Origin of the sequence: Streptosporangium sp. NPDC006930 (assembly GCF_040635605.1) — a bacterium.
Lineage (GTDB): Bacteria > Actinomycetota > Actinomycetes > Streptosporangiales > Streptosporangiaceae > Streptosporangium.
On the sequence record NZ_JBEYID010000009.1, the window covers coordinates 250092 to 268154 of the forward strand.

General features: G+C 68.0%; 18 protein-coding genes. 7 read left to right on the forward strand and 11 right to left on the reverse strand.

Annotation, left to right across the window (positions count from 1 at the left end; all coding sequences use genetic code 11):
* Positions 1 to 66 precede the first annotated feature (66 nt).
* Positions 67 to 777 (forward strand): helix-turn-helix domain-containing protein, encoded by a 711-nt coding sequence (locus ABZ664_RS18520; protein ID WP_362510663.1) that lies wholly within the window; start codon positions 67 to 69, stop codon positions 775 to 777.
* On the opposite strand, the gene ABZ664_RS18525 is transcribed toward ABZ664_RS18520, so the two are convergent.
* From ABZ664_RS18525 to ABZ664_RS18545, 5 genes are all read right to left on the reverse strand, one after another.
* A complete protein-coding gene (locus tag ABZ664_RS18525; protein WP_362510666.1) occupies positions 759 to 1337 on the reverse strand; it encodes a dihydrofolate reductase family protein in 579 nt (192 codons plus the stop codon). The genes ABZ664_RS18520 and ABZ664_RS18525 overlap by 19 nt on opposite strands.
* A 97-nt stretch (positions 1338 to 1434) precedes the next feature.
* Entirely contained in the window at positions 1435 to 1899 is a 465-nt protein-coding gene (locus tag ABZ664_RS18530; protein WP_362510669.1) for a DUF1801 domain-containing protein, read from the reverse strand.
* Between the two features lie 204 nt (positions 1900 to 2103).
* Positions 2104 to 2550, reverse strand: a complete 447-nt coding sequence (locus ABZ664_RS18535; protein ID WP_362510672.1) for a hypothetical protein — start codon at positions 2548 to 2550, stop codon at positions 2104 to 2106.
* A gap of 114 nt (positions 2551 to 2664) precedes the next feature.
* A complete protein-coding gene (locus ABZ664_RS18540) occupies positions 2665 to 2997 on the reverse strand; it encodes a hypothetical protein (protein ID WP_362510675.1) in 333 nt (110 codons plus the stop codon).
* 212 nt (positions 2998 to 3209) lie between these two features.
* Entirely contained in the window at positions 3210 to 3527 is a 318-nt protein-coding gene (locus ABZ664_RS18545; RefSeq protein WP_362510678.1) for a hypothetical protein, read from the reverse strand.
* Here ABZ664_RS18545 and ABZ664_RS18550 point away from each other — a divergent pair.
* Entirely contained in the window at positions 3510 to 6149 is a 2640-nt protein-coding gene (locus tag ABZ664_RS18550; RefSeq protein ID WP_362510681.1) for a tetratricopeptide repeat protein, read from the forward strand. The genes ABZ664_RS18545 and ABZ664_RS18550 overlap by 18 nt on opposite strands.
* Positions 6150 to 6161: 12 nt before the next feature.
* Here ABZ664_RS18550 and ABZ664_RS18555 read toward each other — a convergent pair whose 3' ends face one another.
* Entirely contained in the window at positions 6162 to 7034 is an 873-nt protein-coding gene (locus tag ABZ664_RS18555) for a GNAT family N-acetyltransferase (protein ID WP_362510684.1), read from the reverse strand.
* Between the two features lie 212 nt (positions 7035 to 7246).
* On the opposite strand from ABZ664_RS18555, the gene ABZ664_RS18560 reads away from it, so the two are divergent.
* A complete protein-coding gene (locus ABZ664_RS18560) occupies positions 7247 to 7735 on the forward strand; it encodes a VOC family protein (RefSeq protein ID WP_362510687.1) in 489 nt (162 codons plus the stop codon).
* 24 nt (positions 7736 to 7759) lie between these two features.
* Here the strand turns inward: ABZ664_RS18560 and ABZ664_RS18565 are convergent, their stop codons facing one another.
* The 4 genes from ABZ664_RS18565 to ABZ664_RS18580 form a co-directional block, all read right to left on the reverse strand.
* On the reverse strand, positions 7760 to 9121 hold the full coding sequence (locus ABZ664_RS18565) for a GH1 family beta-glucosidase (protein ID WP_362510690.1): 1362 nt from the start codon (positions 9119 to 9121) through the stop codon (positions 7760 to 7762).
* Positions 9118 to 9969: a carbohydrate ABC transporter permease gene (locus ABZ664_RS18570; protein WP_362510693.1), complete on the reverse strand. Its 852-nt coding sequence runs from the start codon at positions 9967 to 9969 to the stop codon at positions 9118 to 9120. The genes ABZ664_RS18565 and ABZ664_RS18570 overlap by 4 nt, the downstream gene beginning before the upstream one ends.
* Positions 9970 to 10896 (reverse strand): sugar ABC transporter permease, encoded by a 927-nt coding sequence (locus tag ABZ664_RS18575; RefSeq protein WP_350941327.1) that lies wholly within the window; start codon positions 10894 to 10896, stop codon positions 9970 to 9972. It abuts the gene before it with no gap.
* Between the two features lie 90 nt (positions 10897 to 10986).
* Complete coding sequence (locus tag ABZ664_RS18580; RefSeq protein ID WP_362510697.1) at positions 10987 to 12264, reverse strand: ABC transporter substrate-binding protein; 1278 nt, start codon at positions 12262 to 12264, stop codon at positions 10987 to 10989.
* 250 nt (positions 12265 to 12514) lie between these two features.
* Between ABZ664_RS18580 and ABZ664_RS18585 the strand changes: the two genes are divergently transcribed.
* Positions 12515 to 13534 (forward strand): LacI family DNA-binding transcriptional regulator, encoded by a 1020-nt coding sequence (locus ABZ664_RS18585; RefSeq protein ID WP_362510700.1) that lies wholly within the window; start codon positions 12515 to 12517, stop codon positions 13532 to 13534.
* 67 nt (positions 13535 to 13601) lie between these two features.
* On the opposite strand, the gene ABZ664_RS18590 is transcribed toward ABZ664_RS18585, so the two are convergent.
* Positions 13602 to 14471: a LysR substrate-binding domain-containing protein gene (locus ABZ664_RS18590; protein WP_362510703.1), complete on the reverse strand. Its 870-nt coding sequence runs from the start codon at positions 14469 to 14471 to the stop codon at positions 13602 to 13604.
* Positions 14472 to 14730: 259 nt separating this feature from the next.
* Between ABZ664_RS18590 and ABZ664_RS18595 the strand changes: the two genes are divergently transcribed.
* From ABZ664_RS18595 to ABZ664_RS18605, 3 genes are all read left to right on the forward strand, one after another.
* Positions 14731 to 15171: a nitroreductase/quinone reductase family protein gene (locus ABZ664_RS18595; RefSeq protein WP_362510706.1), complete on the forward strand. Its 441-nt coding sequence runs from the start codon at positions 14731 to 14733 to the stop codon at positions 15169 to 15171.
* A 51-nt stretch (positions 15172 to 15222) separates the two neighbouring features.
* Complete coding sequence (locus tag ABZ664_RS18600; RefSeq protein ID WP_362510709.1) at positions 15223 to 15972, forward strand: hypothetical protein; 750 nt, start codon at positions 15223 to 15225, stop codon at positions 15970 to 15972.
* 570 nt (positions 15973 to 16542) lie between these two features.
* Positions 16543 to 18039, forward strand: coding sequence for an endo-1,4-beta-xylanase (locus ABZ664_RS18605; protein WP_362510712.1), 1497 nt, complete (start codon positions 16543 to 16545; stop codon positions 18037 to 18039).
* Positions 18040 to 18063 lie beyond the last annotated feature (24 nt).

Genomic DNA, 18063 nt, shown 5'->3' on the forward strand with positions numbered 1-18063 from the left:
AGCGACGCCGAGCCGGTCACCTTCGCTCAGTCATCCGCGGAGCGCGAGGCGGCGTATCCTTCGCCCATGGGACTGCGGCTCAAGATACGTCGGTCCGACTCGCCGTGGATCGACAACGTGTGGACATGCACGAGCGAGCAGGTCACTTCGATGACGTCCGTGGCGGGGGCGTGTTGGGGGCTGGTGTTCTGGGAGCAGGCCGGCCGGACGTACACGAGCATCACCGGTCCCGAGACCCGAACCGGGACGGCGCCGGTGCCGGAGGGCGCGACCTTTACCGGCATCGAGTTCGCCGTGGGCACCTCGTTGCGTGCCGTGCCCACGCCGACGCTGGTCGACGGCGGCATCGAGCTCCCCGACACCACACACCGGACGTTCCGGCTGGACGGCGCGCGCTGGGAGACGCCCGGCCCCGACGACGCCGAGGCCCTGGTCGACAGTCTCGTCCGGGCCGGGGTCGTGGTCCGTGACCCGCTCGTCGGCGAGGTGCTGCGGGGGCACCGTCCGGCCGTCTCGGGGCGCACGGTCGAACGCCGGTTCCGCGCCGCGACCGGACTGACGCGAGGCGTGGTCCGGCAGATCGAGCGGGCCCGTACGGCGACGGAGCTGCTGGCTGCCGGCGACCCGGCCGCCGATGTCGTCGCCAAGCTCGACTACTTCGACGAGCCGCACCTGGCCCGAGCACTGCGCTCCTACGTCGGACGCACCGCCAGGCAGCTGCGCGAGGGCGTCGGCGGCGCGATCGCCCTCGACCTGGATCAGCGCTTGACGTCGTAGACGAGCTTCAGGATCCCGTTCGAGTAGCTCTCCGACTCCCGCAGCGTCAGCATGTGCTTGTCTCGGTCGGCCCGGCCGAACAGGCTCTTCCCGGCACCGAGCAGCACGGGGAAGACGAGCAGGTTGTACTGGTCGATCAGGCCCGCATCCGACAGCCGCCGGGCCAGCTCCGCACTCCCGTGGATGAAGATCGCACCGCCCTCGCTCTCCTTGAGCGCGGCGACGTCCTCGGTCGAGCGCAGGATCGTCGTCGGCCCCCACCCGTCGACGAGGGCGTCGTCGGACAGCGTGGTCGACACCACGTACTTGGGCAGCTCCTTGTAGTCGGCGTGGTCCTCCGAGCCGGGCCAGACCGGCGCGAAGATCTCGTAGCTGTGGCGGCCGAACATCAGCGCCGTCGTGTCGGCGAGTTCCTCGCCCTTCAGGGACCAGGCTTCCGGGACGAAATCAAGGTCCTTGAACACCCACCCGCCGCTGCGGTGCTCCTCGCTCGGCCCGCCGCCGGGCGAGTCCACGACGCCGTCCAGCGACATGAAACCGGTGTAGACCAGGTCACGCATTGTGCTGTCTCCTCATGTTCGGGCGAACTGCCGGCTCCACGGTAAATCACGGCTGCCGTGACCGTCTTGGACGAAAACGACAGCGGGTCCGGAACGCTCAGCTCACGGCTTTCCTGACGAGGGCGGTGATCGTCTTCGCGGCTTCTTCGCTCAACGCGGTCACGGCGAAGGACGTGGGCCACAGGCCACCGGTGTCGGCGAGGTTCGCCTCGGCGGTGAAGCCGAAGGCCGAGTACGGCTCCTTGTCCGCGTTTCCGCTGCGGAAGAAGCAAACGATCCTCCCCTTTCTGGCGTAGGCCGGCTGGCCGTACCACAGCTTTGGTGACAGCTCTGGGGCGTTGGTGGTGACGATGGCGTGGATGCGTTCGGCCATCGCACGGTCCGACGGTTCCATCTCCGCGATCTTCGACAGCACATCGAGCTCCTCGGCGGCCGCCTTGTGGCCACGGCCGCGGTTCGCCTCCTTCTTCAGTTCCGCGGCGCGCTCCTTCATCGCAGCACGCTCTTCCTCGGAGAAGCCGTCCGTGTTTTTCCTGCTCGCCGCGCCGGTGTCCGCGCTCACCGCTGTCACTCTCCCGTCGTCATCGGTGTGGGGTGTTCGTGACGCTAACGGTGCTGTGAAGCCGGTGCTTCTCGATTCCTGATCGATGCTCGCCCCGTGCTTCCGGGACACACCTCGGCGTACGGGCTCGCACGGCGTCGGCTGTCGTCCGCTACCGCTTTGGGGATCGCGTGACGACGGTCGGCTGATTCCTACCCGTCAGGCTTACCGATAACGGGCGGACTGGGCGTCCTCTCTCAAACGCCGCGCCACGCGTCCAGCCGCCTTGTCGAGTTCTCCTTCGATCCGCTCCGCCCCTGCGGCGGACACCCTGGGCACCGGATATGGCAGTGCCAGCACGCGTTGCATGCGCAGGTACGTCGGCGGATGGGTCGTGTCGACCCCCGCCTTCTCAAGGCGGGCGGACTCGCGGTGTCGTTCGAGCTCGGTGTCGGCGACGGCATTCACGTGGGAGCGGAGAGCCGTCCACACGTCCCCGGTTCCGACGGCCACCGCGCTGGATGCGAGAAAATCGTCGACCGATCGCGCCCGGGTGGTCAAGACGTCCAGAAGCGAAGCGGCGGCCGCGGAGCCCGCTACCTGGGCTTGCATCTCGTCAGCACGGTATTCGGCCGGGGTGAGGACCAGCCAGAGTGGGTAGCCGATCTCCACCAGACGGCTGCGTCGCAGGCCATAGGTGCGGAACGAGGCGTTGACCGCACCGCTGATGGCGATCAGGTCTGTTCGGGAGGCTCCCAGCTCCTCGCCGATACGGTCGATGAGGGCCTACAGGTGGGGAGCGTCTGAGCGGGTGAGAGGTATGGCGGAGGTGGGGAAGGGGGCGGGGCGGGGGCGTAGCAGCCAGGCGAGGTCCAGGGCTATGAGACCGAACAGGATGCCACCCATCGTCAGACGGGTGACCAGGTACACGCCGGTGAGCAGGAAGGCCGGTGCCAACAGGTGGACGGCCAGGGCAAGGACGTAGCCGCCGGTTCGGGAGACGCGACCGGTCGCTCGGCGCGACTGGACGAGGGCTGCCGGAGGGGGCAGGAAGGGGCCGGGATATCGCGGATGCTCCTGAAACGCGCCCGATGTTCCGGCTGGTAGATCGGTGGACACGACGAACAAGGTGACAGAACCCGAGAATGGCGGCAAGGCGCCAAAACGCTGAGGGCTCGCCTGGATTCAGGCTTCGGGGGAGTTCTGGAGCAGCCGGTTCGCGGCTGCCGGTGGAGAGACGGCGCCGCGTCGGGAATCGAATGCGGACCACTCGCCGGGCGGCCGAACAGGTGAGAGGCGGCGCCCGGCGGTGACGTCGTGTGCGAAGCGGGTCAGCAGGCCTTGATGCCCGCTATATACGCGCTGTCCGGGATGCTCGTCCAGTCGCCGATCGTCCGGCCGGCAGGAATATAGTGACATGGCCCGTCCGGGTGTCCGACGATTGGACGCCTGATGTCGAGCTTGCGTCTCACCGCGTAGTCATGGCAGTTCCGGATCGTATAGTCGTAGCGACCGAATACCGGGCCGCTGTAGCTCAATCCGCACGGCGCCGCGGATGCGGACGACGCGGTCGGAGTCAGCGTCACCATTGCGCTGATGGCGAGCAACAGGTACGCCCATGGAGCAGGGCGGTGGGTTTTGGTGAGCATCGGGCACCTTTCCTGACGATCGTTCGGATGGTGGACTGGCGGCAGCGCAGCAGCTTGAGGTTGTTTCGCATGATCCAGTCGATTCCATTTACTTTTGACCTGCGTGCGCTGACCGCTCTGTACCGTCGGCGCTCCTGCGAATTCCGCGACATGTGCGCGTGGCGGCACAGGCCAAGTAGATCCGAAGCCCTGCGAGAAGAGAGGGTTGTCTGGAATGCTCTGGACAGACCTGGACACCGCACGAAAGCCGGACTCTCGTCAAGGAACACCGTGGACGATGCTCAGCTCTTTCCGCCCCAGCAGCCGATCACTTGCAGGAAGGATCTGGGCGCAGCCCTCAGACATCACAAAACGCAATACGAACGCAAAAACGGAAAGCGTAACTCGGTGTCCGCCCTGGTCAAAAGGGTGGCTGTCTCCCGCAGCAGCCTGTACGCCTATCTCAATGGCGGCACGCTGCCGGACGCGGTGACACTGGACCGGCTTTTGGCCGCCCTGGAGGTCTCCGACGAAGAAAGACGGCGTCTGGGCACCGCCCGGGACGTACTTGCCGAGGCCATGTTGGGAAGGCACGCGCTCGAAGGCGGGGGTGCGGATGAGAACACGGTCGTTCCGCCCCGGCCTTTCCAGCTTCCCGGAGTCAGCGCCCACTTTTTCGGACGCGACCAGGAGTTGGCGACGCTCGCCGAGATGGTCGAAGGCAAGAGCGTGCGAGGCGGCGCGACCACCATTGTGGTCGTCAGCGGTATGCCGGGCGTCGGCAAGACTTCGCTCGTCCTGTCGTTCGCGCACCAGGTCGCCGACCGTTTCCCGGACGGGGTTCTCTATGTTGACCTGCGAGGATACAGTCCGGATCGCCCGAAGCGTCCCAGCGAAGCGCTGAAGCTCTTCCTGTCGGCGCTCCGGGACGACGACGCGGATCTGCCGCAGGACGAGGAAGGCCGCGTCGCGCTGTACCGATCGCTGGTGGCGGACCGGCGGATGTTGATCGTGCTGGACAACGCGAACACGCCTGACCAGGTTCGTCCCCTGCTACCGAACTCGGCGAAATCCGTGGTTCTCGTGACCAGCCGGAGCAACCTGCCGGCGTTGATCGGCAACGGTGCGATCCGGCTACCGCTGGAACGGCTGCCACACCAACACGCGGTCTGCCTGCTGGGTCGTGTCATCACCGCCGAACGGGTGGAGCGAGAGCGCGCGTCCGCGGACGAACTGGTGCGTACCTGTGCGTATCTCCCTCTCGCCCTGCTCATCGTCGCCCAGCGAGTGCTGCTGGATCCGCAGGTCTCGCTGGCCCACGTCGTTACCGAGCTCGCCGGCGCCAAGGATCGCCTGCACCTGCTCGCCACGCCGGACGACGACCGCTTCATGAATGTGGGGGCGGTCTTCTCCTGGTCCTACCGTGCGCTCACCGAGCCGCAGGCTCACATGTTCCGCCTGCTGGCGCTGCATGCGGGGGCCGATGTGAGCGTCGACGCCGCTGCGGCCCTCTGCGGAAGGACCACGTCCGAGGCCCGGAGAGCACTCGAAGTCCTCGCGTCCGTGAACCTGCTGGAACCGCGGGGCGGCGATCGGTACGCGTTTCACGATCTGCTGCGTGAGTACGCTGCCGAACGAGCCCACGAGCACCCGGTAGAAGAAGGGAGGCAAGCGGTTCGGCGCGTTCTCGAATGGTATTGCCACACCGCGCGCTCCGCGTCCCGAATTCTCCTTCCTTATCTTCGTCCAGTCGATATCAAGCCGAGTGAATGGGGATGCCCCCCGCCACGCTTCACGCGTGCCGATGAGGCCCTGCAGTGGTGTGAAGCCGAGCGCGCCAATCTCGTTTCCGCCGTCCGTCAGGCGGTCGAACGAGAAGAATACGACATCGGCTGGAGGCTTCCTGCCGCGCTGTCCGGCTTCTTCAACCTGCGCAAGCCCTGGGAGGAGTGGATCGAATGCTGCAGGCTCGGACTGGAGGCGGCACGTGGTTGCGGCGAACGAACAGGAGAGACGTGGTCCCTGACCAATCTGGGCCTCGCCTATTGGGGATTGGGTGAGCTGGACAAAGCGCTGGAATGTCACAACAAATCTCTCGCGGTCTGTCGCGAGATCGACGACAGATGGGGAGAGGGGATCGTCCTGTCCTGCCTGGGCGATATTCACCGCGATCTCGCGCGCCTCGACTCGGCCATCGAATGCTACGGACAGGCCAGAGACATCTTTCTGGAGATCCAGGAACGATGGGGAGCCGGACTCGCCCTGCACAACCTGGGGCACGCGTATACCAGCTGCGAACAGTACGGTGCCGCGATCGACTGCTACCTCCAGACCCTGTCCCTGTCGGATGAGCTGGGCGACGACCCCTGGGGAAAAGCACAGACGCTGCATTACCTGGCAGACGCGTACCGGCTCTCGGGCTCTTTGGACGACGCCGTGGAGACTTACCGGAAGGCCCTCGTGATCCGCAGGGAGATCGGCGACGCACGAGGAGAGGCGATCACGCTCGACAATCTCGGTATCGCGCAGGACGACGCCGGTCTCCATCAGCAGGCACGGCGCTCATGGGAGCTCTCCGTCGAGAAGTTCGTCGAGCTCAGGGATACGCGGGCCGCCGATGCCGTTCGCACGCGACTGCGCTGATCCCCCTGGCATTCACGAGGAGGCGTCCCGGCGCAGGTCGCGGACCTCGGGGCGTTGCTGGAAGCCGGCCGACCTGTAGGTGGCGACGGCGCCGACATTGGAGCTCGGGGTGATGACGGTCGCACTCGACGAGCCCAGCTTCCTGAGGGCGGCCGCGGCGGCGAGGGTGATCGCGTGGCCGTGGCCGCGGCCGCGATGTTCGCGGTGCACGCCCATCGGCTCCAGCAACCCGGGCTTCCCAGGACCGGCCGACCACACCGTGACCGCCGCCACCGCGTCGCCCCGGTCGTCGTACGCGACCAGGCATCGTGCGTCGGCGTACGGCGGTCCGGCCGCCATCGCGTGCCAGCGCTCGTCGGTGAACGTCGACCCGTCGAACGACGCCCGCTGTACGGCGGCCCGCACGCCCGCCCGCTCCGGCCCGATCACCTCGACCCGCAGGCCCGGGTCCCGCACCGGCTCCGCGAGGTCGCGGCGCAGCGGCGTCCACGGCTCGCCGGGGTTCCAGCCGTTCCCGGCCAGCAGGTCCTGGACCAGCGCGCGCATGGGCGCTTCGACGTTCGCTCTCCCTTCGGGCAGTACGCCGCGCTCCGGCTCGTTCACGTCCGCGATCAGCCGCCGCGCCAGCTCCTCGTCCCGCCGGGCGTCCGGCGCGATCGCGAGCCGCAACACCCTGGGGTCGTCCAGCAGCCCGACGGCGAGAATCCGTCCGTCTCGGCTCCAGGTCCGGACCGCCGCGGCCGTCGCCTCCGCGCCGAATCGCCAGAACCAGCCCAGGTCTCCCGGGTGGAGTTGCGGTGGCGCCTCGTCGTGCTGCCAGTCCCGCAGCACGTCCACGACCGCGCTCAGCCCGTCGACTCCCGGCTCACCCGACACGATCGTCATGGCCCCGATCACACCCCACCACACCGGTGGTCCGCACCTGGTTTTCCGCCGACGTGGTGGGTCGGAACGTCAGGGACGCGATGACGGTGTTCTTGGTGCGTTCCGATCCGGTCTGTTTCCGCGCTTCGAGAACGGTCTTTCGGTGTTCGTCCATGGAACGTGATCGATAATCGCTTGACTCTCCAGCCGCTGGAGACTCCACCGTGGATCGCATGGATTCTGTTAAGCCGGAGATCAACCGAGATATCTATGGAATGCCCGCCTTCGTCACGGTGACCGTCGCCGACCTCGATCGCACGGTCGACTGGTATGTGAACGGACTGGACTTCATATCGCTTTTCGCCGTACCCGGACCCGATGGCAGCCCGGTGCTGGTGCACCTGCGCCGCTGGCGCTACCAGGACATCCTGGTGCGCCTCGGCGAAGCGCCCACCGGTGGCGAATGGACGATCAGCATGATGGCCACGCTGGAGCAACTCGACGGGCTCGCCGAGCGGGCACGCGCCCACGGCGGCGGCATCGTCGAAGGTCCCGTCGACACACCGTGGAACACCAGGGATCTGCGCGTCACCGACCCGGACGGCTACACCGTCGTCTACACGGCACGGCGCGCGGAGGGCGAGCGCGACGCGCGTTTCACCGCGATGATGGAGGAGGAGGCGCGCCTGCAGCTCGGCGACCGAGGCCGGCTTGGCGACTGAGGCGCGCTTGATCGTTGTTCCTGGTTATCCCTGTTTCCCGATGAACTCGCGCAGCCAGTGGAAGCTCGCCTTCTCGGTACGGGCCTGGGTCTCGTAGTCGACGTGGACGAGCCCGAATCGGGCGGCGTACCCGCGGGCCCACTCGAAGTTGTCCAGCAACGACCAGCAGAAGTAGCCGCGCACGTCCACGCCGTCGGTCATCGCGGCGCGGATGGCGGCGAGGTGGTCACGCAGGAAGTCGACGCGACCGGCGTCGTCGAGGGTCCCGTCGTCGCCGTAGCCGTTCTCGGTGATGAAGATCGGCGGCAGTGCGGGGTAGCGCCGGGTCAGGCCGAGGAGGGTCTGGTGGAGTCCTTGCGGCTCCACCGGCCAGCCCAGCCCGCTCGTCCTCGCGCCGTCGGGGGTGACGCCGCGCACCCCGAGGTCGAAGGCGGAGCGCAGCGCGGGGTCGGTCTGCTCGTACGGCGCCGAGGCGGCGTGGATGCGGTAGTAGTAGTTGACGCCCAGGAAGTCCAGCGGAGCGCCGATGACCTCCAGGTCGCCCTCGCGGCGGAAGGAGAAGTCGCTGAGGGCGCCGAAGGTCTCCTCCATGTCGGACGCGTAGGCGCCGAGCAGCAGCGGGTCGGTGAACTGCCGGTTGACCAGCAGGTCCATCTTGCGCGCCGCGTCGGCGTCGGCCGCCGAGCCGGTCGCGGGCACCGTGGGCGACATGTTGAGTGTGATGCCGACCTGGTCTCCCTCGCGCGCCCGCGCCCGCAGCCTGGCCGTCGCGAGGCCGTGGCCCAGCAGAAGGTGGTGGGCGGCGGCGAGCGCGCCGTGACCCTCGCGTGCGCCGGGTGCGTGGCGGCCTTCGGCGTAGCCGACGATGGAGGAGCAGTACGGCTCGTTCAGCGTGATCCAGTGTGACACCGTGTCGCCCAGCGCCTCGTGCGCGACCTCGGCGTAGTCGGCGAAGCGCTCGGCGGTGTCGCGGTCGCGCCAGCCGCCGCGGTCCTCCAGCGCCTGGGGCAGGTCCCAGTGGTAGAGGGTGACGTACGGTTCGATGCCGCGCTCGCACAGGGCGTCGGCGAGCCGCCGGTAGAAGTCGAGGCCGCGCCGGTTCACCCGGCCGTCGCCGTCGGGCACGATCCTGGGCCAGGCCAGCGAGAAGCGGTAGGCGCCGGCGCCGAGCCGGTCCATCAGCTCCACGTCCTCCTGCCAGCGGTGGTAGTGGTCGCAGGCGTGCTCGCCGCTCTCGCCCCTCGCCACCGCGCCGGGGACGCGGCAGAACGTGTCCCAGATCGAAGGGCCGCGCCCGTCGGCGTCCACGGCGCCCTCGATCTGGTAGGCGGCGGTGGCCGTCCCCCACACGAACCCGGCGGGAAAGGGCGTACGGTCCTGGGTCATCCCTTGATCGCTCCTGACATGATTCCCCCAATGATCTGACGGCCCAGCGCGGCGAAGACCACCACGATCGGCACGATGGCGAGCACGGTGCCGGTGAGCACGAGCGCGTAGTCGGTGGTGTAGCCGCTGGCCAGGCTGGAGAGCGCGACCTGGACGGTCGGGTTCTCCGGCGTGAGGACGACCAGCGGCCAGAAGAAGTCGTTCCAGGCATGCATGAAGGTGAACAGGCCGAGCACGGCGGTGGCAGGCCGGGCGGCGGGCAGCACGACGTGCCAGAACAGCCGCAGCGTGCTGCACCCATCGATGCGGCCGGCCTCCAGCAGCTCGTCGGGGATGGCGCTGGAGAGGTACTGGGTCATGAGGAACACGCCGAACGCGGTGACCAGGCCGGGCACGATCACCGCCCCAAGCCTGCCGGTCCAGCCGAGCTCCGCCATGAGGATGTACAGCGGGATGATGCCGAGCTGCTGCGGCACGGTGGTGGTGGCGATGGCCATGACGAGCAGCACGTTGCGTCCGCGGAAGCGCAGTTTGGCGAAGGCGAAGCCGGCCAGCGTGGAGAACAGCACGACCGAGACGGTGACCGAGCCCGAGACGAGGAAGGAGTTGAACATCGCCTGGCCGAACGCGGTGGTGTCGAAGACCCGGGCGATGTTCTCGAACAGGTGGCCGCCGGGGGTGAGGACCGGCGGGACGCTGGCGATGACGTCGTTGTCGTGGGAGGCCACGGCGAGCGACCAGTAGATGGGAAAGATCGAGCCGAGCAGCACGGCGACGAGCGCGGCGTAGGTCCAGAACCCGGCCCCGTGGGGGTTCAGTCCGCGTCGGACGGCGGTGAGGGTTGCCATTCAGCTGCTCCTGATCCTGCGGGTGACGGCGAAGTTGACGAGCGCCATCACCACGATGATCACGCAGAGCGTCCAGGCGATCGCCGAGGCGTAGCCGAACTCGTACATGCTGAAGCCCTGCTCGTAGAGGTAGAGGCCGACGGTCTGGAACTGGCGGTCCGAGCCGCCGGTCGGGTTGCCGGTGCCTGCCTGGAACAGCAGTGGCTCGGCGATGATCTGGAAGCCGCCGATGGTGGACACGACGGCGGTGAAGATGATCGTGGGGCGGAGCATCGGAATGGTGATCTTCCGGAACTGGGTGAACTGGCTCGCGCCGTCCAGCCGGGCCGCCTCGTACAGGTCCTCGGGGATGGTCTGCATGGCGGCCAGGTAGATGAGGGCGTTGTAGCCGGTCCACCGCCAGATGACGATCAGCGAGATCGCGACGTGTGAGGAGAGCGTGCCGGCCTGCCAGTCGATCGGATCCAGGCCCACCAGGCCGAGGCCCCAGTTGACCATGCCGAAGTCACGGCCGAAGAGCTGGGTGAAGATGATCGTGACCGCGACGATCGAGGTCACGTTGGGCAGCAGCACCCCCATCCGGAACAGGGTGCGGGCGCGCAGCCTGCGGTTGAGCATGTGCGCGAGGAACAGCGCGGCCAGCAGCTGCGGAACGGTGGACAACAGCCAGATGCTGACGGTGTTGAACAGCGCGTTCCAGAAGTAGTCGTCGGCCAGCAACTCGGCGTAGTTGGCCAGTCCCACCCACTCGCGCTCCGGGTCGAGCAGGTTCCAGTCGGTGAGGGAGACGTAGGCGGTGTACAGCAGCGGGAACATGCCCACCGCGCCGAACAGCAGGAAGAACGGGGCGATGTAAAGGTACGGCGAGCCCTTGACGTCGAGCTGGTAGGCCCAGCGGCGCCGGGGCCCTGATCTGACGGGGGTCACGGTCGACTCCTCGGGGGAAGGGGGCGCGACGGCGGGCTCTCCCCTAAGCCCTAAGCCCGCCGTCGCGCGGCTCTCACGGATCGATGCGCGTCACTTGCCGATGCGCTCGACGTCCCCGAGCATCTGCGTCCACGCCTCGTCGCCGTTCTGCTTGCCCTCCTCCACGCGGTTGATCGTGTCGCGGATGGCGGTCTGGATGTCACCGGCCCTCGGGCCCTGGTGCTGCGGCTTGAGGTTGCGGGCGGCGGTGGTGAAGATCTGCCCGATCGGCGCGTCGTTGAAGAACTCGTGCTTGAGGCCGGTCACCTCGGGCTTTTCGTAGGTGGCGACGGTGGAGGGCAGGATGCCGTGCTTGCTGAACACCTCGATCTGCTGTTCGGGCGCGGTGAGCCAAGCGATCAGCGCCACGGCCTCCTTCTGGTTCTTGCTCTGGGCGGGGACGGTGAGATAGGAGCCGCCCCAGTTGCCGCCGCCGCCGGGGATGGCGGCCACGTCCCACTTCCCGGCGAACGCCTTCGCCTGGTCCTGGATCTTGGCGAGCATCCAGGCGGGACAGGCGATGGTGGCGAACTGGCTCTTGGCGAAGCCGGTGTTCCACGCGGGCGAGCTGCCGACGAGCTTGGCCGACTGGCCGTCGGCCACGGCCTTGAGCACCTCGTTGTAGGCGGAGCGCACGGCCGGGTTGGTGGCCACCACGATGTTGTCGTCGGCGTCGTAGTAGCCGGTCTCGGCCTGGCCGATCATCGCGTTGAACACCTGGGGACCGCCGTCGAAGAACGCGGCGCCTTCCGGCTTCTTGGCGGTGTAGCGCTTGCCGGTCTCGAAGTAGGAGGTCCAGTCGGGCCAGAGCTTGCCGACCTCCTCACGGTCGGTGGGCAGGCCGGCCTTCTCGAACAGGTCGCGGCGGTAGCACATGGCGAGGCCGCCGACGTCGGTGCCGTAGCCGATCTGGGCTCCCGACTTGGCCAGCGACGCCTCCCACTTCCACGGCAGCCAGCGGTCCTTGATCTGGTCGGCGCCGTGCTGGCGCAGGTCGACGAAGTGCTGGGGCTGGTTCCTGAACTGGGCGATGAAGCCGGTGTCGATTCCCTCGACGTCGGCGGTGCCGGCGCCGGTGGCGAGGTGCGCCGCGAGGTTGCGGTGGTGGTCGTTGTACGCCGACGTTCTCTCAACGATCTTGATGTTGGGGTGGGCGGCCTCGTACTTGGCGTAGAGCTCCTTGAAGCCCATGTTCCCGAACAGGTTGAGGGTGAGGGTGATCTTGCCGTCGGTCGGCGTGGAGCCGGTGGAGGTGGAGCCGCCACACCCTGCGGCGAGCATGCCGAGGGCGAGCACTCCGGCGGCGAGACGGATTCGTTCAGCAGACACCTGGGGCTCCTTCGAGGGGAGAGGAAGGGTGGCTGCGAGATGCGATGAGCGGGCCGAGCCCCGTGGCAGCGGTGTGGCATCGGCCTGTCAGTGGGATATTTCACAGAACGCCGCCACTCAATGTCAAGTCACGGAAACGTCACGCGCCTGAAACCCGAAATGGTGGGTTGACACGATGCGGCCTCTCGCATAACTTCCATGCAACCGGTTACATGAAACCGGTTTCAGCGAGATGCGATAACGTACGCCCGTGGCAACGATTCGAGAGCTGGCGCGCCTTTGCGGGGTGTCGTCGGCGACTGTCTCCCGCGTTTTCAACAACCCCGAGGTGGTGAACGCACAGACCCGCGAGCTCATTCTCAGCACCGCGGCGCGCATCGGATACCTGCCCAACGAGTCGGCCCGCACCCTGGCCACCAAGAGGTCCCGCATGGTCGGCCTGATCTGGGACACCGACCACCGCCGTCCCGGCTGGCGGCACCCGTTCTTCCAAGAGATCCTCATCGGGCTGAAGACCGCGCTGAGCGAGCGTGGTTACCACCTGCTCATGCTCGCCACCAGCGAGGACGGCACGCCCGAGGACTTTCTCCGCGCCGTGCGCAGGCACAACCTCGACGGCGTGGTCTTCATCGACAACGGCAGGGACGACCCCTCGCTCCAGCCGCTGGCGGCGTCGGAGGTGCCGTGCGTCTCCCTCGACCGGCCCATCCGGGGGCCGCGGACCACCTACGTGACCTCGGACAACGCGGCCGGGGCACGCGAGGCGGTCCGTCACCTGCACGCGACCGGGCGCCGGGTCATCGCCACCATCACCGGCCCGACCCGCACGAGGCCGGGCGCGGAGCGGCTGCGCGGCTACCTGGAGGAGCTGGCCGCGCTCGGCCTGGCGCACCGCCCCGAGCTCGTCGTCGAGGGCGACTTCTACCTGTCGAGCGGGTACGCCGCGATGCGCGCCCTGCTGGAGCTGGAGGAGCCGCCCGACGCGGTGTTCGCCGCGGGTGACGAGATGGCGATCGGCGCGCTGCGGGCCGTGACCGAGGCGGGGTTGAAGGTGCCCGAGGACATCGCGCTGGTCGGGTTCGACGACATCGAGCTCGCCGCGCTGGTGCCGCCGGGGCTGACGACGCTCGCCCAGGACAAGGCGGGTTTCGGTACGGCGGCGGCCGCGGCGGTCATCACGATGATCAACGAAGACGTCACCCCTCCTTCGCGCCTCCTGCCCACCACCCTGGTCGTCCGCGGCTCCACCGGCCCCGACCCCCGTTTCTGACCGCGACCGCTCGCCCCGCCCGCTCACCGCGGTCGCGGGGTCGGCTCTTCGGTCTCGTCATGGACGATTACGGATCGAGAGACCCCACGGGCTTCACCCGACGTGCCACGGTGGTCGCGGCGTGGACGAACGCGGCGAGTTTCGGCGATCGGCTGCCTGCCGGCCAGGCGAGCATCAGCGTGGTGGTGGAGGCGTCGGGAACCGGCGTGCACACCAGACTGCGGGGCAGGTGGTCGCGGACGGACTCGGGCAGCAGCGCCACGACGTGGCCCCAGGTGATGAGCTGGGCGAGTTGACCGGTGTCCCGGATCCGCGGGCCTGCCGCGTCGGCGGACCGCGCGCCGGGCCAGACGGGCATCGTCTCGCCGGCCAGGTCGGCCATGGACAGACGGTCTCGCCCGGCCAGACGGTGATGCCGGGGCATCACCGCGACCTGGTGCTCGACGAGCAGGTCCACGGTGTCGAGCCCGGCGAAGTCCCGCTGGGGACTGTGCATGAACGCCACGTCGGCGTGGCCGTCGCGTAGCAGGCTCGCCTGCTCTCCGGGGCCGCAGATGTGCACGTCGACGTGGACGTCGGCGTACCGGGCGCGATATGTGGCGAGCAGCTCGGACAGGAGGCCGCCGTCGCCGGCCGCCTTCATCGCCATGATCAGCCGAGGTTCCGGCTCGCCGGCCCGTTGCGCGGACCGCGCGGCGCGCGCCATCGCGGCGAGCGCCGTCCGGCCTTCGTCCAGCAGGGTCTCACCGGCCGTTGTGAGCCGGACCGAACGGCTGCTGCGTTCCAGCAGCGTGACGCCGAGGCGGCGTTCGAGTCGTTGGATCGCGCGAGACAGCGGCGGCTGGGCGATGCCGACGCGCTCGGCCGCCCGGCCGAAGTGAAGCTCTTCGGCCACGGCGATGAAGTAGCGCAGTTCGCGGACTTCCAACGGATCCATACCGGCAGGGTATCGGTTGGGAGTGCGATCGGTGTTGGCCCGATCACGGCCGGATTGGTGAGATCGAGTCATGACCGACGAGAGCGGCAACCGCATCGCCGCCCAGGGGTCGTGATCGCGGTACGGCCCGCCACGCTCGGACCTGGCGGACCCACCGGCGGCCTGTTCGACTTCAACGACGAGGGGTGGGTGTCGGGGTGAGTGCTTCGACGCTGCCGACGTGTCCGGGACACCGGGCACGATCCCGAGAGGAGATCGCATGACATCGGACTATCAGCGGCCGGACCGGTTGATGGTCCATGTGATCAATCCGCTCGTCCGTTGGCTGGGGGCGGCCAGCACCCTGCGCGTTCCAGGGCGCACCACGGGCGCCCTCCAACGGGTTCCCGTGCACGTCGTCGAGCTCGCCGACGCGCGCTACCTGGTGTCGGTGCGGGGCCGAACGGAATGGGTGCGCAACCTCCGTGCCGCCGGCCACTGCACCGTCAGCCGGCGCGGCCGCCGAGACCGGTACCGGGCCGTGGAAGTGGTCGGCGATTCACGTGAGGAGGTCCTCGCCGCCTACCGGGCCCGCTGGGGAACCGGACAGGTGCGCCGCCTCCTCGACCGCTTCCCGGACCCCGAGGACCACCCCGTCTTCCGCCTGGCGCCTCTCGACCGATCGCCAGGGCAGGCACCGACGGTACCTGGATCCGCCTGACCTCGAACGACACCGGCTGAACCACTTGAAGGAAGCGTACGTTTGTGGGGCATGAGACTACGAACGGCCCTGCTCGTCGCGCTGTTGTCACTGACCACGGCATGCGGAGGAGCGGAATCGGATATGTCGGCCGTCGCGGCTGACGGCGGGCCGGCGAAGCCGGTCGCCCTGTGGGGCGCGGAAGGCGGGTTCGTGACCCCGACCACGAACGTGCTGCGTCCGCCAAGGGTGGTGCTGTACAGCGACGGCCTGGTGGTCGTTGACGCGAGCAAGCAGTTGAAGCTCACCGATGCGGAAAGGGACGAGACAGTCGCGTCGATGGAGACGTACCTGACCGGGCAACCGCCGACCGCGGAGCCGAGGTCGGGTGCGCCGACGGTGACGGACGTGCCGACCACCGTCTTCGGGGTACGGGGGAAGGACGGAAAGATGCTCCAGGTCCGGGTCCCGGCCCTGGAGCAGGTCGCGGACTTCTACCCGAGGGCGCTCTCGGACGCGAAGAAGCTGATGGAAGACCTGGCGACCCGGGCGGCTGCGGGCACCGACTACGTCGCCACCCGCGTCCGAATGGTCGTCGAAGCGGCCGCGTCGGCGGAGGGAAAGCCGGCGCCGTGGCCCGCGGGGGTCCCGGAGCCTTCGGGCACGGTGGACCCGGTTTGGCAGAAGGACGTCGAGGGGGCGGCGGTGAGCGCGATCGTCAAGGCGGTGCCTGCCGGGCAGCAGTACGAGCGGTCACTCTTCAAGACCGGATCGGGAACACTCTTCCTGCTCTCCTGGCGATATCTGCTGCCTGACGAGTAACCCCACGAGAGCGACGGCGGGTCCTTGTGGATGGTGAAAAGGGCCCGCCTTCAGGCGATTCCCTGGCGTTGTTAACGCTAACTTTCCGCCTTTCGATCGTGCTTTCTTCTCTTTCGAGCGGGTTGTGGTGGTGGAGGGAAGCAAACCTTAGGCAGGAGGGGCTGTCAAGAACCCCGCGCGTGCCGGGCCGGGAGGAAGGTGAGGCGCACCAGCCTGTTCGACATCTCGTGGGCGGCCGTACCTGGTCCAAGAAGGTGCGGAGGTGAAAGTTTCATCGACGATGTCGTGGCTCGGGTGACCGGCAGCGTGGCCTTCAGGAGGGTCGGAGCACGTCCGTCGCACCGGTGTCGTACAGGTTAACCGAAAGTTTCTTGGGGACCTTGACATATTTCGTAAACGTTTCCAGACTGAGTCCCCGAGACGGTCTTCCTGCCGGTCGGTGGTGCGCGGCAGGGACCGTCGTCCGCGACGCCTCAGTGGTGTGCGTTCCCCGGCGAGGGGCGCGGCGTCGGTCCATGGGATGTCCCCCGTTTTCCCCGCTTTCCATGACCAAAATATGGAGGCTCAGTTATGGGCACAAATGCCATTCCCCCGCCCGGAACCCGGCGACCTCTCGGTGGTCTCCGCCGGACCCTGGTCGCCGGTGCCCTCGGCACCCTCGTGCTCGGCACGTTCGCGGCGGTGACGGTGCCGGGTTCGGCCGGCGCTTCGAGCTCCGCGAGTGCCGCGGCGACCACGCTCGGCGCGGCGGCCCAGCAGAGCGGGCGATACTTCGGCGCCGCGATCGCCGCGGGCAGGCTTGGTGACTCGCAGTACACCACGATCGCGAACCGTGAGTTCGACATGATCACGGCCGAGAACGAGATGAAGATCAACGCCACCGAGCCGAACCAGAACCAGTTCAACTTCAGCAGTGGCGATCGCATCTACAACTGGGCGGTGCAGAACGGCAAGCGGGTGCGCGGGCACACGCTGGCCTGGCACTCCCAGCAGCCGGGCTGGATGGAGGCCATGTCGGGCAGCGCGCTGCGTCAGGCGATGATCAATCACATCAACGGTGTGATGAACCACTACAAGGGCAAGATCTACGCCTGGGACGTGGTGAACGAGGCCTTCGCCGACGGTAACTCCGGTGGGCGGCGTGACTCCAACCTGCAGCGCACCGGCAACGACTGGATCGAGGTCGCCTTCCGTACCGCGCGGGCCGCCGACCCGGCCGCCAAGCTCTGCTACAACGACTACAACATCGACAACTGGAGCTGGGCCAAGACGCAGGGCGTCTACAACATGGTCCGTGACTTCAAGGCGCGCGGCGTCCCGATCGACTGCGTGGGCCTGCAGTCGCACTTCAACAGCCAAAGCGCCTACAACAGCAACTACCGCACGACCATTCAGAGCTTCGCGGCGCTGGGTGTGGACGTGCAGATCACCGAGCTGGACATCCAGGGCGGCTCGGCCCAGACCTACGCCGCGGTGGTCAACGACTGCCTGGCCGTGGCGCGCTGCACCGGCATCACCGTGTGGGGTGTGCGAGACAGCGACTCCTGGCTGGGCGCCAACACCAGCCCGCTGCTCTTCGACGGCAACGGCAACAAGAAGGCCGCCTACACCTCCGTGCTGAACGCACTCAACGCCGCGAACCCCAACCCGAACCCCACCCCGACGGTGACCCCGACGGTCACGCCCCCGCCGGGCACCTCGTTCCGGCTGCGTAACGAAGCGGCAGGAAGGTGTGTGGACTCGCCGAACAGCGCCACCGCCAACGGCACCCAGCTGCAGATCTACGACTGCCACACCAACCCCAACCAGCAGTTCACCTACACCTCCGGCAGGCAGCTTCAGATCCTCGGCAAGTGCCTGGACTCCCCGACCGGTGCGGGCTCCGGCGCCCGCGTCCAGCTGTACGACTGCCACAGCGGCAACAACCAGCAGTGGAACCGTAACTCCAACGGCACCGTCACCAGTGTCGCCAACAACCTGTGCCTCAGCGTCACCGGCACCGGCAACACCTCCGGTGTGACCATCGCGAGCTGCAACGGCCAGTCCACCCAGAGGTGGAGCAGCTAGGACGCGATGCTCGGGAGACCCTGA

What these genes read in the sequence shown, in the direction of transcription:
- ABZ664_RS18520 (WP_362510663.1), top strand. Translation starts at nt 67, where the DNA reads ATGGGACTGCGGCTCAAGATACGTCGGTCCGACTCGCCGTGGATCGAC.
- ABZ664_RS18525 (WP_362510666.1), bottom strand. Translation starts at nt 1,337, where the DNA reads ATGCGTGACCTGGTCTACACCGGTTTCATGTCGCTGGACGGCGTCGTG.
- ABZ664_RS18545 (WP_362510678.1), bottom strand. Translation starts at nt 3,527, where the DNA reads ATGCTCACCAAAACCCACCGCCCTGCTCCATGGGCGTACCTGTTGCTC.
- ABZ664_RS18555 (WP_362510684.1), bottom strand. Translation starts at nt 7,034, where the DNA reads ATGACGATCGTGTCGGGTGAGCCGGGAGTCGACGGGCTGAGCGCGGTC.
- ABZ664_RS18560 (WP_362510687.1), top strand. Translation starts at nt 7,247, where the DNA reads ATGGATTCTGTTAAGCCGGAGATCAACCGAGATATCTATGGAATGCCC.
- ABZ664_RS18565 (WP_362510690.1), bottom strand. Translation starts at nt 9,121, where the DNA reads ATGACCCAGGACCGTACGCCCTTTCCCGCCGGGTTCGTGTGGGGGACG.
- ABZ664_RS18570 (WP_362510693.1), bottom strand. Translation starts at nt 9,969, where the DNA reads ATGGCAACCCTCACCGCCGTCCGACGCGGACTGAACCCCCACGGGGCC.
- ABZ664_RS18590 (WP_362510703.1), bottom strand. Translation starts at nt 14,471, where the DNA reads ATGGATCCGTTGGAAGTCCGCGAACTGCGCTACTTCATCGCCGTGGCC.
- ABZ664_RS18595 (WP_362510706.1), top strand. Translation starts at nt 14,731, where the DNA reads ATGACATCGGACTATCAGCGGCCGGACCGGTTGATGGTCCATGTGATC.
- ABZ664_RS18600 (WP_362510709.1), top strand. Translation starts at nt 15,223, where the DNA reads ATGAGACTACGAACGGCCCTGCTCGTCGCGCTGTTGTCACTGACCACG.
- ABZ664_RS18605 (WP_362510712.1), top strand. Translation starts at nt 16,543, where the DNA reads ATGGGCACAAATGCCATTCCCCCGCCCGGAACCCGGCGACCTCTCGGT.